9 protein-coding genes are annotated in these 16,584 nt (G+C 36.4%); 4 read left to right on the top strand and 5 right to left on the bottom strand.

Features of this window, described 5'->3' with window-relative positions; translation table 11 throughout:
* Nucleotides 1-43 precede the first annotated feature (43 nt).
* From DSM00_RS04605 to DSM00_RS04625, 5 genes are all read right to left on the bottom strand, one after another.
* Nucleotides 44-2,830 (bottom strand): alpha-amylase family glycosyl hydrolase, encoded by a 2,787-nt coding sequence (locus DSM00_RS04605; RefSeq protein ID WP_128756860.1) that lies wholly within the window; start codon nt 2,828-2,830, stop codon nt 44-46.
* A gap of 61 nt (nt 2,831-2,891) precedes the next feature.
* Nucleotides 2,892-4,340 carry a SusE domain-containing protein gene (locus tag DSM00_RS04610; RefSeq protein WP_128756861.1) on the bottom strand — a complete coding sequence of 483 codons (1,449 nt, stop codon included), beginning with the start codon at nt 4,338-4,340 and terminating at the stop codon, nt 2,892-2,894.
* A gap of 5 nt (nt 4,341-4,345) precedes the next feature.
* Nucleotides 4,346-5,416: a SusE domain-containing protein gene (locus DSM00_RS04615; RefSeq protein WP_128756862.1), complete on the bottom strand. Its 1,071-nt coding sequence runs from the start codon at nt 5,414-5,416 to the stop codon at nt 4,346-4,348.
* 19 nt (nt 5,417-5,435) lie between these two features.
* Nucleotides 5,436-7,040 carry a RagB/SusD family nutrient uptake outer membrane protein gene (locus tag DSM00_RS04620; RefSeq protein ID WP_128756863.1) on the bottom strand — a complete coding sequence of 535 codons (1,605 nt, stop codon included), beginning with the start codon at nt 7,038-7,040 and terminating at the stop codon, nt 5,436-5,438.
* 10 nt (nt 7,041-7,050) lie between these two features.
* Nucleotides 7,051-9,969: a SusC/RagA family TonB-linked outer membrane protein gene (locus DSM00_RS04625; protein ID WP_128756864.1), complete on the bottom strand. Its 2,919-nt coding sequence runs from the start codon at nt 9,967-9,969 to the stop codon at nt 7,051-7,053.
* Between the two features lie 222 nt (nt 9,970-10,191).
* Between DSM00_RS04625 and DSM00_RS04630 the strand changes: the two genes are divergently transcribed.
* The 4 genes from DSM00_RS04630 (at nt 10,192) to DSM00_RS04645 (ending at nt 16,519) form a co-directional block, all read left to right on the top strand.
* Complete coding sequence (locus DSM00_RS04630) at nt 10,192-11,208, top strand: LacI family DNA-binding transcriptional regulator (RefSeq protein WP_128756865.1); 1,017 nt, start codon at nt 10,192-10,194, stop codon at nt 11,206-11,208.
* 64 nt (nt 11,209-11,272) lie between these two features.
* Nucleotides 11,273-13,156, top strand: a complete 1,884-nt coding sequence (locus DSM00_RS04635) for an alpha-amylase family glycosyl hydrolase (RefSeq protein ID WP_164916298.1) — start codon at nt 11,273-11,275, stop codon at nt 13,154-13,156.
* A gap of 19 nt (nt 13,157-13,175) precedes the next feature.
* On the top strand, nt 13,176-14,909 hold the full coding sequence (locus DSM00_RS04640; RefSeq protein ID WP_128756866.1) for an FAD/NAD(P)-binding protein: 1,734 nt from the start codon (nt 13,176-13,178) through the stop codon (nt 14,907-14,909).
* 71 nt (nt 14,910-14,980) lie between these two features.
* Complete coding sequence (locus DSM00_RS04645; protein ID WP_128756867.1) at nt 14,981-16,519, top strand: YifB family Mg chelatase-like AAA ATPase; 1,539 nt, start codon at nt 14,981-14,983, stop codon at nt 16,517-16,519.
* Nucleotides 16,520-16,584 lie beyond the last annotated feature (65 nt).

Raw genomic sequence — 16,584 nt, forward strand, 5'->3', positions numbered from 1 at the left:
TTTCCTTTATTAATAGAACATTGATAAATTATGCAAGCAAATTTTAATTGACAATTAATTTAAGTGTTTGCTTGAATTCTCCACGTATTGTTTCTACTAGATATATTCCGGAGGTTAAATCATCAATTGGAACTTGTTTATTTTTTAAGTTTTTAAAATCTATCCTTTTTACAAGTGCACCATCCGTTGTGTAAATATGAAGATCATCTACATCTTGACTTAATTTAAAGTAGGAGCTTGCCGGATTGGGAAATAAAGCAATTTGGTTTGCAAAATTTTCGCTACTAGTACTTAAAGTTGTATTTGTATTTCCAAAAATTCTATATTCTCCAGCTTCTAAACGTATGGGAGTTGTTGTAGCCGTTACCTCATATTCTTCATTATTCATAAGGTTGTACCACATACCAGTTTCTTGAAATTGAGGATTAATAACTTGTGAAGTCATACTTAAATTTGCAAGTACTGTGACATAGTTGACATCACCTTCAATTGCATTTTTATTAGATAAATGTATTTTTTTTACAAGATCTGTATTTCCGGTTTCTACTGTAAAATCAGTTGTTTCAAAAATAGGAAGTTGCTTTTTTAAAGCAATCATAGCAGCCCATGTGTTTCGTAATTTTATACGAGCATCGGTACTCAAGTAATTCCAACCTGTGGGTTTGGGGCTTAACTTACAGCTATCATCACCAGGATTACTTCCATCCTCGCAAGTAAAGATGCTTATGTCATATCCTAATTCACCAAACTGCCAGATCATTTTAGGTCCCGGAATCGTGAAAAATACCGCTCCCGCAGCTTCCATACGTGCTAAGGCCGTATTTAAGTCTTTTGTACTATAAGAAGTCGTTGAATTTCCGAATGCTATATTTTTATACATTAAGCGTTCTTCATCGTGACTTTCCATATAGGTAACAGCAGCAGGATTATTAAATCCCTTTACTTTGTACGATGCAGCATCAAAATTAGAATCGCTTGCATAACCCATAGTAGATTGATTGTACGCATTGGTTTGTTTATTCCATAGCATTATTCCTTTTCCTTCATTAAGGCGATAATCTGCCCATTGTTTTTCTTCAGATAAGGTTCCCAGATGCTCAAAAATGATCATAAAATCTGAATCTAATTCCCATTGCATATCTGCATATTCTTTGAGAACATCTACACGATCTTGTTGATATGCATTTGTACAGGATTCGTCTGCAGCGGTACAATTTTGAGTAAAGCCTTTAGTCAAGTCCCAGCGAAATCCATCCACTTTAAATTCCTCTATCCAGTATGATGCCGTACGCTTAACATAATTTTTTGTAGCGGTCTTAGAATGATTAAAATCATTAAAAACACTATAAGAATGAGTTGCGGTTTGAGTAAAGAACGGACTATCTGCACTGGGTTGACCGCCAGTACCACCATTACTTGTATTATACATTCTGTAGTACGGATTTTGCCCACTTGCATGGTTGTAGACCACATCGATAATTACAGCGATTCCTTTTGCATGAGCTGCATCAATTAAAGCTTTGAATGCATTTCGGGTTCCATAATATTTATCTAATGCCATATGAAATGATGGATTATATCCCCAACTCGAATTACCATCAAATTCCTGAACAGGCATAAGCTCTAAAACATTAATACCCAATTCTGATAAGTAATCCAAACGATCGATGACACTTTGAAAATTTTGCTCGGTATCAAAATCACGAATCAACACCTCATAAATGACCAAATCCTCGCGTTTTGCAGGTTTAAAATCTGTGATCTGCCATTGGTAATCCTCTTCATTTAGCTGAATATAGGATATCGCCTCTGAAGTTTTACCAGAGGGATAAGCAGGTATGTTTTCATACGTGGATGTCTTTATAAATTTATCATTAAACTCATCAAGAATAAGTGTAGAGTAGGGGTCTGCAACGCGCAGGTTATACTCAACAACATATTGATACAATAAATGTTCTTTTGGAGTATTAGTAAGATCAATCGTTATCCAATGACGATCTGCTGTATCATCATAGTTCATTAAATACTTTGAATCTAAGGTCCAGTTAGATTCATTAAAATTCCCTATTATATGAATAAACTCTTTTCCTGGAGCATAAAATACTAGAGTAGCTTCGTTTGGTTTAGACTTATCATAATTAAAACCATCTTTCACTCCTTCAGGCATAGGTAATATTTGAGGAACAGGTTTTACTAAAGTCGTAAAACTGCGCACCACAAGATTTGAAGTTCCTGATTGGGTAACCTCTAGACGGTAATTTGTATTTAGTGTAGGGTTTGCTGTATATGTATAATTTTTTGTCGAGTTCACTGTATTAATAAGATTTCCGTTTGCAAATAATTTAAAATCAGCCGTTACAGTAGAAGTTGCTACAATATTAAGATCAGAACCACTTGTCACACTAGAACTGGTGGTAGTGGGTGAAGTTAATGTAACATCAAAAGCACCTACTGATTTAATGAGATCGGTACTTTGCTGTGAACCATTTTGATTTTTCACCAATAAACCTATTCGGCTAATACCGGTATTTTTATAGAATTCAGTTGGTTTTAGAACGTAAGAATACGTACCATCACCATTATTTGTAAAGCGTGCAGATTCTGGAGAATTCCCAAAATCTGTTCCTATTGCCTCCGGATTATTAATTTGAGTTCCTGAAGAATCATAATGCCAAGTCCACAAGTAAACTCCAGAAGTCCAGGAAACGTTTGAGGCAGTTATTGTAATATTCTGATCTTCTGAAAAAGGCTCTGGACTCAGCGTGATATTTTGAGCAAAAAAGGAAACTGGTAAAGCAAGGAAAAAAAGTACGAGTAGTTTTGTTTTCATTCTCAAAATTTTAAGATTAAAAAAGGCCGTGCAAGCACGGCCTTTATGGTTTTAATTTTTTTTATTCTACAGGAATAAAAATATATCCGGCGGTTAGATCATTAAACCAAATATCATACGTTCCTGCTGTAACAGGAATATTTGATGAAGAATTGAGAACTCCGTAACCGCTTATTGCAGTAGTCGCTCCCCAGTTGACATCCCATGAATCATTTGCTCTAAATTTAAATTCACCATTAAATAATTTCACATTTTTTGCATACCAGATATGAGGATCAAAAGTAGATTGTGTAAGGTTTGAATCTGGATCACTCCAGCCATCATCTCCACCAGTACGTGAAGAACCTATATAGCCCATAGCCGGGTAAACCGTTGCAGCACTAGCATCATATGGAGCAATGCTATAAACACCCGTTTTTGTATTTACATCAAGTTTGTAATAACCGGTAGTAGGAACACTCAACACACCGGGCTCTTGACCTAAAGTTTCATTACTTACAAATGTATTATTTGTAACACCCCACTGTGGCTGCCATTGTCCTGGCGTCTCTAATAATTTAAATGCAAAATCACCGCCACCATTAAATTTAGCAGTATATGAATACACATTCTTGTTATTAGGATCTCTTATTATAGGTGCATTATTATTGTTGTTTACCCAGTTTGCAGCCGTCGCACTTCCTACTAAAAATAAATTAGTTACTGCTGTGCTATAGGTAGTCACAGAAAATGCAACTGGTAGAGCAAGTCGTTCGTTTACTCCTGTATCACTTGTTATAGTAGCTCTAATTCGAGTTTCAAGCTCAATAGAACTTTCTTCATCAGCGCCTAGTGACAACGCGAGCGCATTAAGCTGTGAATTGGAAAGGGTGAAAGCATTCAAATCTGTTACTTGCCCAATGGTCTGAACCTCTTCAAAATTTGTTTCTGCAACTGCCAGTTCTATGCTATAAACAACTGAAACCGCAGTACCTTCAGTAGAAAAATCGGTCCACATCATTTCAAGTGCTGTTGCATCAGGAGTTTCCCCATCTAAAACAATACTAAAATCAGCAGCCGGATTAGTAATTACCGGAGCGGCTACAGCATAAGGGGTTATTGTATAACTTAGAGCTTCCGTAGATTGACTTTCAGAATTAATACGCACATAAACTGGAAATGCTTTATACGGCTCTGCTCCCGCGTCTAATAAAAGTGCATTTAAGTTACTTACCGATATGGTAAAATTAGTATCCTCACTGGTACCTAGAGCGATCTCGTTAGTAAAACTCTCATCTGTCGCCATTACCACCTTATACGTAGATGCAGCGTCTAGCTCCTCATTCCAGCTAATTGTAAAGGCTGCATTCTCGGGGTAAGAAGCGTTTAAAACTAAGTTTGAAAAATTAGTGCTGTTTATCTCAAATGAACTTTGACCCTCTTCAAGAATAAGATCTTCAGTATTATCGCAGCCTATTAATGTAGCTAAAGCGAAAAGACTAAATAGTGACTTTTTTAATAGTGTGTTCATATTCTTTATTTTGAAAAGTTAAGTGGAATCATCGCGTAATCACCCGTGATATCATTAAACCATATTTCGTAATTATCTTTTACCGGTACTGGGATACTCACACCATCAACAACAGAAACTCCAGAAAACTCTGAAGAACCTCCGTATGTCGTACTTCCGTTTGCTAAAAATGTCACAGAACCTGCTTCTAATGGAGTAGAGCGTATGTACCAGATATGCGGATCAAAATCTAAAGCCGTTAATGAAGCTGAACTTCCTTCATTGCCATCAAGAGAAACCGATGTAAAAGGAGCACCTACGTTAGATACCTCTGTAAGTGTAAAACTTCCTGTAGAAAAGTTTACAGTAAATTTTTGATACCCTTCTGAAGTGGAGCTAAAAACCGGAGGATCTGGATCATCATCTGTAGCTCTTAAAACCAATGTTCCGCCATCTTGACCATACTGTGGAGCCCACTGACCACGATTTGCTAAAATTTTGAAAGCATCTGCAAGAAATCTTCCTGTATAGGAGTACTCATTTTCGTTGAACGCATTTCTAAATAGAAGCGGGTTATTTTGATCATTGTTCCAGCCTGGAGCAGTTGCAGCACCTACTAAATAATAGTCGTCAAAAGGATATGAAAAGTATGGATTAATCATAATTTCAATAGGTTCAGAATAGCTTACGTTAGAAGCTTGAGTACCTATAGACGATTTAATACGGATGAATGCCTGCTGCCATTCAAAAGGAACAAATCCTAAATCATTTGCGGTATTGTTTAAAGCACTTACTGAGATTGTAGCTTCGGTATTTGTAGTGCTTACAGCTGTAATTGGAGTTGTAAAGGTATCTTCAGTAGCAAATTCTACAACATAATTTACCAACGTAGGCAAACCATAGCTTGCCTTATTCCAACTAATGGTTACTGCGGGATTACCGGGATTGGTTTGATCTAAAGCAACCCGGTTTATATCTAATTCTGCAAGTAAGGGTGCATCTTCAACCGCCACGGTCAATTTTTCATCGTCTTCACTGCAACCAGTCATTATAACCAGCGCAATCAAGAGTGCACCATATTTAATTTTTGATATCATAGTTTGTATGTTTTAGTTTCTAGTAACCTGCGTTTTGAGTTAGGTTAGCATTAGAGGATAAACTTTGATTAGGTATTGGAAACAATTCTCTGAATTGAGGAATAGCCGTTCCTGTTTGTGGTCCTCCTTTATAAGACCATAAGTAAGAACTTCCAGAATAAACACCAAAGCGTATTAAGTCTTGTCTACGATGACTTTCCCAATACAATTCTCTTGAGCGCTCATCTAATATAAAATCCAGAGTAAGTTGGCTCTGCGTAATATTTCCAGATGTATTTCCAAAAGCACGTTCTCTTAATTCATTAATATAACCCAGCGCTTGAGCAGTAGAACCACCACCACCTCTTAAAGTAGCCTCGGCATACATAAGAAGAACATCTGCATATCTAAATAGGGGATAGTCTGTATCTGTGAAAGTACGATCACTTCCAAAACCTCCGGTTGAAGTTCTGTTTGAGAATTTTGTGATAATATATCCTTCTGCAGTATTTCCTACATTGTTTATTTCTTCAGTACGATCTGCAGTAATTAGTGTATTACGGCTGTCATTTCGGTAAAGTGGATTACTGGTAAATAATCTTGAGAATTCTGGACGAACTCTAAAAAGACCACCAAAACCAGTAGCATTTACACCCAGGCTCTCCCCGTTATTTTCAGGAACACCTACTTCACCTTGAATAATAATGGTGGTACCGCCGTAATTCTGAGTATTTGTACCATCATTTGATATTGGGAAAATGATTTCGTTTTGAGCACCATTCGTATTGTTATCTGCCATAAAGTTGAACAAATAATTAGGTGTTAAACTGTATCCACTTCCTATTAAAGTCTCACAAACAGTAATACAATCTGCATAACGGGCAGTACCTGTATAAACCTCAGCGTTTAAATATAATTTTGCAAGAAGCATATTTGCTACTCCCTGATCTACCCGTGCGTATTCATTTTGTCTTGCAGCAATAAGATCTGGTAATGCAGCAAGTAGTTCTGACTCAATAAAATTAAATAAATCTACACCTACTAGTTCTGGTACCTGATCAAAACCTACAGCATCATTTTCGGTAACTGAAGGAGCCTTGCCAAACATATCAAGTAAGTGATAATTAGCTAAAGCACGTAATACGCGTGCTTCTGCACGATAAGTTTGTATAGTTGCTTTTAACTCTTCACTTTCGCCTCTACCGCTTAAAGCTTCCGTTGTGGTTTGTCTTAAAAACTCATTTGCTAATGCAATTTCGTAAGAAGCTCTAGCAAAAACTCCTAATATAAGCGGATTGTCGGAGCTCCAGGTATTGCGTTGCATGCCACGAAGGCCAGGATCATTTTCATACGTCCAGATAACCTCATCTGTAGATAAGTTTTGAAGGTTAAATAAACCACGAATATATTGCCCTGTACCGGCATCAAGACCAGCAATGTTAGATCCTCCCGGATCATTTATACTTGTTAAACTCAAGTTTGCGTAAACACCTGCAAGCGCTTGCTTATAAGCTCCTTCGTTTTCAAAAAAGCCATCAGCTAAAAGCTCATCATCATCTTCTGGTGTTACATCTAAATCTGACTCGCAAGAAATGAATACTCCACCTAGGAGTAGCATTAATACGAATGTTCTTAATTGTAGCATATTTTTTATATTAAAATCCATAATTCAGTCCGAATAAGAAAGTGCGTCCTCTAGGGAAAATTGTATTGTCTACACCATTGTTAGTTATTTCTGGGTCAAGACCCGAGTAATCTGTAATTACAAATACATTTTGAACACCTCCCCATAATCTTAGAGTACCTTTACCCATTTTGTCTGCATCAAAGGTGTAACCTAGCGTAATGTTATCCATACGTAGAAAATCTGCATCTTCTAAGTAATAATCTGATAGTATAACATCTGGTGTATTTACAAAATTGGTTTCCAGAACCTGTGTAGGAACATTGTTTAATACCGTTCTAAAAACATTACCATATTGTGCATTACCAGAATTTACATTGTTATAGATGTCATTTCCAAAACTAGCTCGTAGATTAAAGCTGAAATCCCAATCTTTATAATTCATAGTAGATTGAAAACCCATTGTTACATCTGCACGACCGTTGCCTGCGATGTATTTATCTTCATCATTTAAAATACCGTCATTATTAACATCAACATATGCACCTTCTATAGGAGCTCCTGCAGTATCGTATAATTGTCTATATACAAAGAATGAGTTAGGAGCAAAGCCTTCACGTTGAACTTGTATAGTATTCCCCGTACCACCTGAAATACCTTGAGTCAAAATATCTTGTCCAAAGGCAAGTTTATTTATCTCACGGTCGATGTACGTTGTATTGTAATTTACATTCCAATTAAAGTTATCATTAGAAACGACATTGTAATCAATTACAAACTCAACACCCTGAGTTGTAAATTTTCCGATGTTCTGAAATCCTTGATTAGAAAAGTTTACCCCATCAGGAACCGGAGCTGATGATAATAAATCATTAGATTCTTTACGGAAAAAGTCTAAAGAACCACTAAGCTTTCCGTTGAAAAAGCCATAATCAATACCCGCATTATATTCTGTAATTTCTTCCCATTTAATACCTGCATTTCTGAAGAAAGGCTGACCTATTGTATAGTACTGATCACCAAATAGATATTGAGATCTTGAATCACCCAATCCATAACGAGATAAATAATCATACTGTGAAGAAATATCCTGTTGACCGGTGATACCATATCCTAAACGTAGTTTTAAAGCACTTAAAGTTTCTGAATCTTTTAGGAAATCTTCATCAGAAATTTGCCAAGCACCAGATACTGCAGGAAAATAACCAAAACGCTCATCTGGACCAAAACGTGAAGTACCGTCACGACGAATAGAAGCACTTAAAAAATATTTGCTTTGGTAATTAAAGTTACCACGTGCAAAATAGGCAAGTAAAACAACGTCTGGACTTATAGTGTTTTCTGGAGGAGCAGAGTTAGGATCACGAACGTTATTTGTTGTGAAATTTTCATTTTCAAATATTTGATATGAATATCCAGCTGTTACTTCTGTATTAAAATCTCCAAAAGCTTTCGTATGCACTAAATATGCATCAAATAAGCGGTTAGAAGATTTAAAATCGGTGTCAGAACGTTGTCCTAAGGTTTCACCCTCTTCCGCGTTAGTACCTAAAGCACTGTTGCGATCAACTTCATAAAAACGGTCTGAAGTACTTTCGTCAAGACCCAAGTTTACAACTGCACGTAATGGCTCATAAAAAGGTAGTTTATAATCTACTTTGAAGTTTCCGTAATAACGACGAACGCTAGCAATATCTTGGGTTTGCATTAGCTGCGCCACAGGATTGCGAGGTACATTACCTAATATAAGTCCGTTTGCTCCGGTATATTCATAAAACCCTCCGTATTGCGAATTGGGATCATAAATAGGTTGTGTAGGATTAAATTGTAAAGCGTTACCTTCTATACCTGGTGCAAATTGATTGCGCTCAAAGTTTAAGTTAGCATTGAAGTCAATTTTTAAATTTCCTTCAAAAAAACGTGGATTTAAAGATAGCGAAGTAGTAGTACGCTCAAACGATGAAGTTTTACGTAATCCTTCCTGGTCTGCATAACCTACAGAAAGTCTTGCAGGTAAATTGTCTGCCAGAGCACCACTTACAGATAAGTTGTGCTGTGAAGAAAATGCATCCCGGTAAATAGCATCTTGCCAGTCTGTATTTGCATTTCCTAATAAATCTACACGGTCGGGAAATCGCTCTGTTACTAAACTACGGAATTCTGCTGCGTTAAATACATCAATTTTATCGGTTAGACGTGATACACTTGCTTGGCTATCAAAGCTTACTTTTAAGCCTTGCTTTCCTTTTTTAGTAGTAATAATAATAACCCCATTTGCACCACGGTTACCATAAATTGCCGCTGCAGAAGCATCTTTTAAAACCGAAAAAGATTCAATATCTGCAGGGTTGATAGAAGAAATAATAGAGCGAGTACCATTTGCAACATTGCTTACCGGTAAACCATCAATTACAATTAATGGATCGTTAGAAGCATTTAAAGAAGCACCACCACGTATTCTAATTTCAGAATTAGATCCTGGAGAACCTCCTGTGTTTACGGTTAAACCAGCAACCCTTCCATTAAGTAAGTTTTCTGCCGTTACATTGTTACCTTTATTAAAATCATCTTCCCCTATAAGTGCTACAGATCCTGTAAGATCTTTCTTTGTTGTAGTACCATAACCTACAACAACTACAGCGTCTAATTCTGAAGCATCTTCGGTGAGTGTGACATTTAATGTGCCCTGGCCCGTAAACGGTATCGTTTGCGTTCTAAAGCCGAGATAAGAAAAAGTAATTTTAGATCCTTGATTTACACCCGAAAGGGTATAATTTCCATCAAAATCTGTTGTTGTTCCATTGGTTGTACCATCTACTATAACATTAACACCGGGAACGGGTTGTTTAAGTGTGGCATCAACTACAGTTCCACTTATTACCGATTGCGCAATCGTTGTAATTGGCAATAAGAGTAAGAGAAAAAGCGTTCGTTTAAATAACATTTTCATAAAATAGTTTGAGTTGAGCTTTAATTTTTTTGAATAGAATTATCTTTAATTTGTTTGTTTAATGCAACAAACTTACCTAAAAGGATAAGTTAATAGCGCATTGTTTTGTGTTAACTATACACACTCTAACGTTTTCGTGTTGATAAGTTTTTCGCAATTAAAAACCCTTGATTTTATCAAATAGTTAAATAAAGGGTCAAATTTGAAGTGCAGATTATTACAATGAAAAGAAAAATTACACTTAAAGACATAGCAAAAGAACTCGACGTCTCTATATCTACCGTCTCTAAAGCGCTTAAAAACAGCAATGAAATAGGTTTTGATACCCGAGAAAAAGTTCAGGCGTTTGCAAAATTATACAACTATAAACCTAACAATATAGCGGTTAGTCTTCAAAATAGTCGAACAAAGCATATTGCCTTATTCATACCAGAAATTGTACATGATTTCTTTACAACTGTTCTCAAAGGAGTGGAAGAGGTAGCTCATAAGAATGGATACAATGTACTGGTATGTGTATCTAATGAATCTTTTGAAAAAGAGGTTTTAAGTATGGAGATGTTTGCACGTGGAGGAATTGTGGACGGATTTATTATTTCACTATCTAAAGAAACGCAGTTAAAAGAAGACTACAATCATTTAATAGAAATTGAAAATCAAGGGATGCCTTTGGTTATGATAGATAGGATTACAGATAAGGTAATATCAGACAAAGTGATTGTAGATGATATGCGCGGCTCTTATACCGCAATTAGTCATTTAATTAATCAAGGGCGCAAGCGTATTGCATTAATCACTACGGAAGATTACATTAGTGTGGGATCACTTAGAAAAAAGGGATACAAAAAAGCACTGGCAGATCACGATATAGAACTTGATGAGCGTCTTATTTTGACTATAAATAATATAGAAGATTCAGATAAAGCGATAGAAAAGTTTATTAGAGAAACGACATTTGATGCGGTTATGGGGGTAAATGACGTTTTTGCAGTAGTAGCTATGAAGGCTTTGCAAAATCAAGGAAAAAAAATACCCGAAGACGTTGCGATTATAGGCTTTTCTGATGGCAAATTACTTAAATATGCAGCGCCTACAATATCTGCGGTGAACCAGCACGGTGATGAGATGGGTAAAGCAGCAGCTCAAATGCTTATCGATCGTCTAGAAAGTGATAAAGAAGCTGAAAATTATAAGACAACTGTAATTACAACCACACTCATTGAAAGAGAATCTACTTAAATATCAAATTATGGGTTTGACTTGGTAAGTAGCTATTATTAAAAAATATTCAGATTATATTAAAATGATTAGAAACGCAGGACTGGTTATACTTATCTTAAGCCTAATTTTAAGTTGTAAAACTGGAAGAAATACACAATCTAGCACCGCTATGAAATTAAAAAATACGCCTAAAAAAGAAGTTGTTTATCAAGTTTTTACCCGACTTTTTGGAAATACAAATACAACCAATAAACCCTGGGGTACTTTAGCCGAAAACGGAGTAGGGAAATTTGATGATTTTAGTAGTCTAGCCTTAAAACAAATTAAAGATTTAGGTGCTACTTACATCTGGTATACGGGAGTTCCGCATCATGCAGTTATAACAGATTATACGGCTTATGGTATTTCTAATGATGATCCTGATGTTGTAAAAGGTCGTGCCGGTTCGCCCTATGCAGTGAAAGATTATTATCAAGTAGATCCTGATATGGCCAATGATCCCGCAAAAAGAATGCAGGAGTTTGAAGCGCTTATTAAACGTTCTCACGATGCTGGTCTAAAGGTTATAATTGATATTGTGCCTAATCACGTGGCTCGTAAATATGAAAGTTTGAATACTCCAGAGGGATTAATTCCCTTCGGAAAAAATGACGATACCTCAGTCGATTATAAACGAGATAATGATTTCTATTATATACCTAACACCGAATTCAAAATTCCAGAATGGCAAAATGGATACCTTCCTTTAGGTGGTGAATTATCTGATGCGTTAGATAATACATTTAAAGAATCTCCTGCAAAATGGACAGGCAATGGCAGTAGAAATGCTCAACCTAATCAAAATGACTGGTACGAAACTGTAAAAATTAATTATGGTGTATGGCCAGATGGTGGAATTGATTTTGAACCCTTACCTCAGGAGTCTGCACAATGGGAAATTAAAGAACATCAGGAGTTCTGGACCGGAAAAGAAGTGCCTGCAAGTTGGGTTAAATTTAAGGATATAGCACTTTTCTGGACAAATAAAGGAGTAGACGGATTTCGATTTGATATGGCTGAAATGGTTCCTGTGGAATTCTGGAGTTATATGAACTCTGCTATAAAAATCAAAAATCCCGATGCATTTCTTCTGGCTGAAGTTTATAATCCATCATTATATAGAGAGTATATTTTTAAAGGAAAAATGGATTATTTATATGATAAAGTAGAGCTATATGATACCATAAAAAATATAATGCAAGGTCACGGAAGCACAGACCATATTGCACCAATTGTAGAGCATCAGAAGGACATTGCTGTAAATATGCTTCATTTCTTAGAAAATCACGATGAGCAACGTATTGCAAGTCCGGAGTTTGCAGGAAATGCAGAGAAAGGAAAACCGGCAATGGTCGTTTCTACATTATTATCCAGTTCACCTACTATGATTTACTTTGGTCAGGAACTGGGTGAACCGGCATCAGAAGATCTGGGTTTTGGCGATCCTTCGCGCACTTCAATTTTTGATTATGGTAGTGTTCCTTCTGTTGTACGTTGGGTAAATGACAAAAAGTTTGATGGAGGAAAATCTTCAACGTCAGAACTTGAATTACGTGATTTTTACAAGCGTTTACTGAATTTCAGTACCCAGAATTCTGCAATTACCGGTGAGTATGCAGATATTCACGCACATAATAGACAAAATACAGAGTGGTATAATGATAAAGTTTATTCATTTGTTCGCTGGTCTGATACTGAAAAATTAATAGTTGTAACCAATTTTGATGCGCAAGACACATTTGGATTCGAATTGCAACTTCCAGAATCAATAATAAAAAAATGGCACCTCTCTAATGGAAAATACCAGGTTATTGATCAGTTGTATGGTAACCAAGAAGGAGAATTAAATGTTTATGAGGGAAAAGCGGAGTTGAGAGTAGATATAAAACCCCTACAATCATTTATTTTTAAAGTTATTCAAAGTTAGATTGTACTAATAATCTATTATGTCAAAAACGCTGGAGGTCGCAGTAGTAGGAGTTGGTCCCAGAGGTTTGGCTGCTTTAGAGGCATTATTTTTAGCGAAAGAAGAATATAAATCAAGTGTATCTATACAGGTACGCCTATTTGAAGATTTCAAATTTCCCGGTGCAGGTCCTATATGGAATCCTGACCAGGTTATTACAAACCTATCTAATGTAAGTGAACGCCATTTATTCTCAAGTTTAACCGGTAGAAAAGAAATTGATTATAACGGAATTTACATTCCGGGGTTTCCATCTTATGCGGAGTGGAGTCAATCTGAAACTCAAATTAATGAATCTAAAATAGATTTTTTTCCGCCCCGCGCAACATTAGGTTTGTATCTTTATGAGCGCTTTGAGTCTATTAAAAGGAGCTTACTTTTAACCGGAAGTCTTACTCATATCAAGCAAAAAGTTGTTAAGGTGAGCCCCTTTGAAAATCAATGTAAGATTATAGACGTTAAAAATTGCGTTTATATCGTTGATGAAGTTGTGCTAACTGTGGGGCACCAGAACACCCAATTGACAAATCAGTTAGAAAAATGGAAAAAGCATGCATCAGAAAATAAAAGTTTAAAGTTATTTGAAGATCCTTATCCGGTAGGAGCATTAGAAACATCAGCAATAGATACAAATTCGATTATTGCATTAAGAGGTTTTGGTCTTACAATGATTGACCAATTGCGTGCATTAACAATAGGTTTTGGTGGTGAGTTTGTAGAAGATTTTGATTCTGAGTTAAGATATATACCGTCAGAAAAAGGTCCGAAGAAAATTCTGGTATTTTCACTAGATGGTTTACCGCCGGTTCCAAAACCTTTAACTGCTGAAATAGATAATTGGTTCAAACCAACAGAAAATGAATATAAAGCTTTCCGTAATTCCTTAGATACCGCCTTAAAGGAAAAGCAAAATCTAAAAGATGCAGCATTCTTTATACATGCTCTTGCCACTCTTAATAGTTCTGTTTACAGAAGACTTGGGGATAAAGCACGTCAAGATAATTCTGAGAAAATTTCACTACAAACGCTTTCTAGAGATCTTATAAAAAATTTCCAATTATCACATATACTCATAACTGATTTAACCTTACCAGCATCAGAACAAATGCAACTCTTGGTCAATATGGCAGTTGGCAACCAAGAGATTAGTTTAGATTATTGTCTAGGACAAGTGTGGCGTTATGTTTTAGGAGTAATCTATAAAGACTACACCTATCTCAATGTCAATGAGAAAATTTTGGTAGAAATTGTACAACTTATTGAAGCCAGTAAGCGATATTCTTATGGACCGCCTGTGTTAAGTTTGCAGCAACTAATTGCAGTGCACAAAGCCGGAGTTTTAGATTTAAATTATGTGTTAGATCCTAAAATAAAGTTACATCCTGATGGTTGGGAATTATACAAAAATAACAAAAGCTGCATTGCAGATACACTGGTAAATTCTGTAGTAGATCCTCCGCAGTTAACCGCCGTTACTAGCAAAATAATCACAAGTTTATTAGCCAATCTTCACGTAAGCCCTGTTGGACATAAATTGGGTTTACATACTTTGAAAGATGGCAGGCTTTACCGGGAAACTGGTGAAATAATTGAGCATATAGCTTTTTTGGGAAGATTAGCTAAAAGTAGTGTTATTGGGGTAGATGATCTTATTGAGTGTTTTGGCAAACCGGTAAGTCGATGGGCAAGCGCTATTTTTGATAGAATGAAATAATCGCTATAAATCTCATTATCAAGGGTTAAGTTTCTAATAAAAGTTTATTTTTAGAAATCTAACTTAAAATTATGTTAACTAAAGTTTACGGTTCGGCCGTTTTTGGCGTTGAAGCCACTACAATTACTGTTGAGGTAAATATTGATAAAGGGATAGGGTATCATCTTGTGGGACTTCCAGATAATGCAATAAAAGAAAGTAACTACCGTATAGCAGCAGCCCTTCAAAACAATAATTTCAAAATTCCGGGAAAGAAAATTACGCTTAATATGGCACCGGCAGATATGCGTAAGGAGGGTAGTGCATATGATCTTACGTTAGCAATAGGGATTTTAGCTGCCAGCGGACAAATTAACGCCGAAAATCTGGATGAATATATTATAATGGGCGAACTCTCTCTGGATGGTAGTTTACAGCCTATTCGAGGCGCCTTACCAATAGCAATAAAAGCGCAGGAAGAAGGGTTTAAAAAATTCTTACTACCCAGTCAAAATGCTCGTGAGGCAGGAATAGTAAAAGACATAGAAGTATATGGTATAGATTCAATTTCACAGGTAATTGATCACTTTGATAATGGTGCAGAACTCGAGCGAACCTATGTAGATACGCGGAATGAATTTTTTAATGCCTTAGAGCATCCCGATTTTGATTTCGCTGATGTTAAAGGGCAGGAGTCTATAAAGCGTTGTATGGAAATTGCAGCTGCTGGAGGTCATAATATAATTTTAATAGGTCCGCCGGGAGCCGGTAAGACAATGCTTGCAAAAAGATTACCTTCCATATTGCCACCTATGACACTACGAGAAGCACTTGAAACAACAAAAATACACAGTGTTTCAGGCAGAATGCGAGAACACGTAGGTCTAATGGCTCAACGACCTTTTAGAAGTCCGCATCACACCATATCTGATGTTGCTTTAGTAGGGGGTGGAGCATATCCACAACCGGGAGAAATTTCCCTATCGCATAACGGAGTTCTATTTTTAGATGAATTGCCAGAGTTTAAGCGCACTGTACTTGAGGTTATGCGCCAACCATTAGAAGACCGCGAGGTTACCATTTCGCGTGCAAAATTTACAGTTACCTATCCCAGTAGCTTTATGCTTGTAGCAAGTATGAATCCCAGTCCGGGAGGATATTTTAACGATCCTAATGCACCAGTATCCAGTACTCCAGCCGAAATGCAACGTTATCTAAGTAAGGTAAGTGGTCCTCTTTTAGACCGTATAGATATTCACATAGAAGTCACACCCGTACCATTTGATAAATTGTCTGATGAACGAAAGGCCGAAAGCAGCGTTTCAATTAGGGAGCGGGTAACTAAAGCCCGCGCATATCAAACAGAACGCTTTAAAGAAAACACCAGTGTTCATTACAACGCGCAAATGAATGTGAAGCAAATACGTACACATTGCGCTCTGGATGAAAATTCGAAGAATCTTTTAAAAACAGCTATGGAAAAACTCAATTTATCTGCCAGAGCGTATGATCGTATATTAAAGGTTTCCAGAACCATAGCAGATCTAGAAGATTCTGCCACTATCGAAAGTCATCATATTAGTGAAGCCATTCAATATAGAAGTTTAGATAGGGAAGGCTGGTTGGGCTAGCCCATTAAATTATATTTATCATTTTTAACTTTTTATTACATATACTTTAGCACTTTTGTAACTTA

The organism is Leeuwenhoekiella aequorea (assembly GCF_004104375.1).
In the GTDB taxonomy this organism is placed as follows: Bacteria; Bacteroidota; Bacteroidia; order Flavobacteriales; family Flavobacteriaceae; genus Leeuwenhoekiella; species Leeuwenhoekiella aequorea.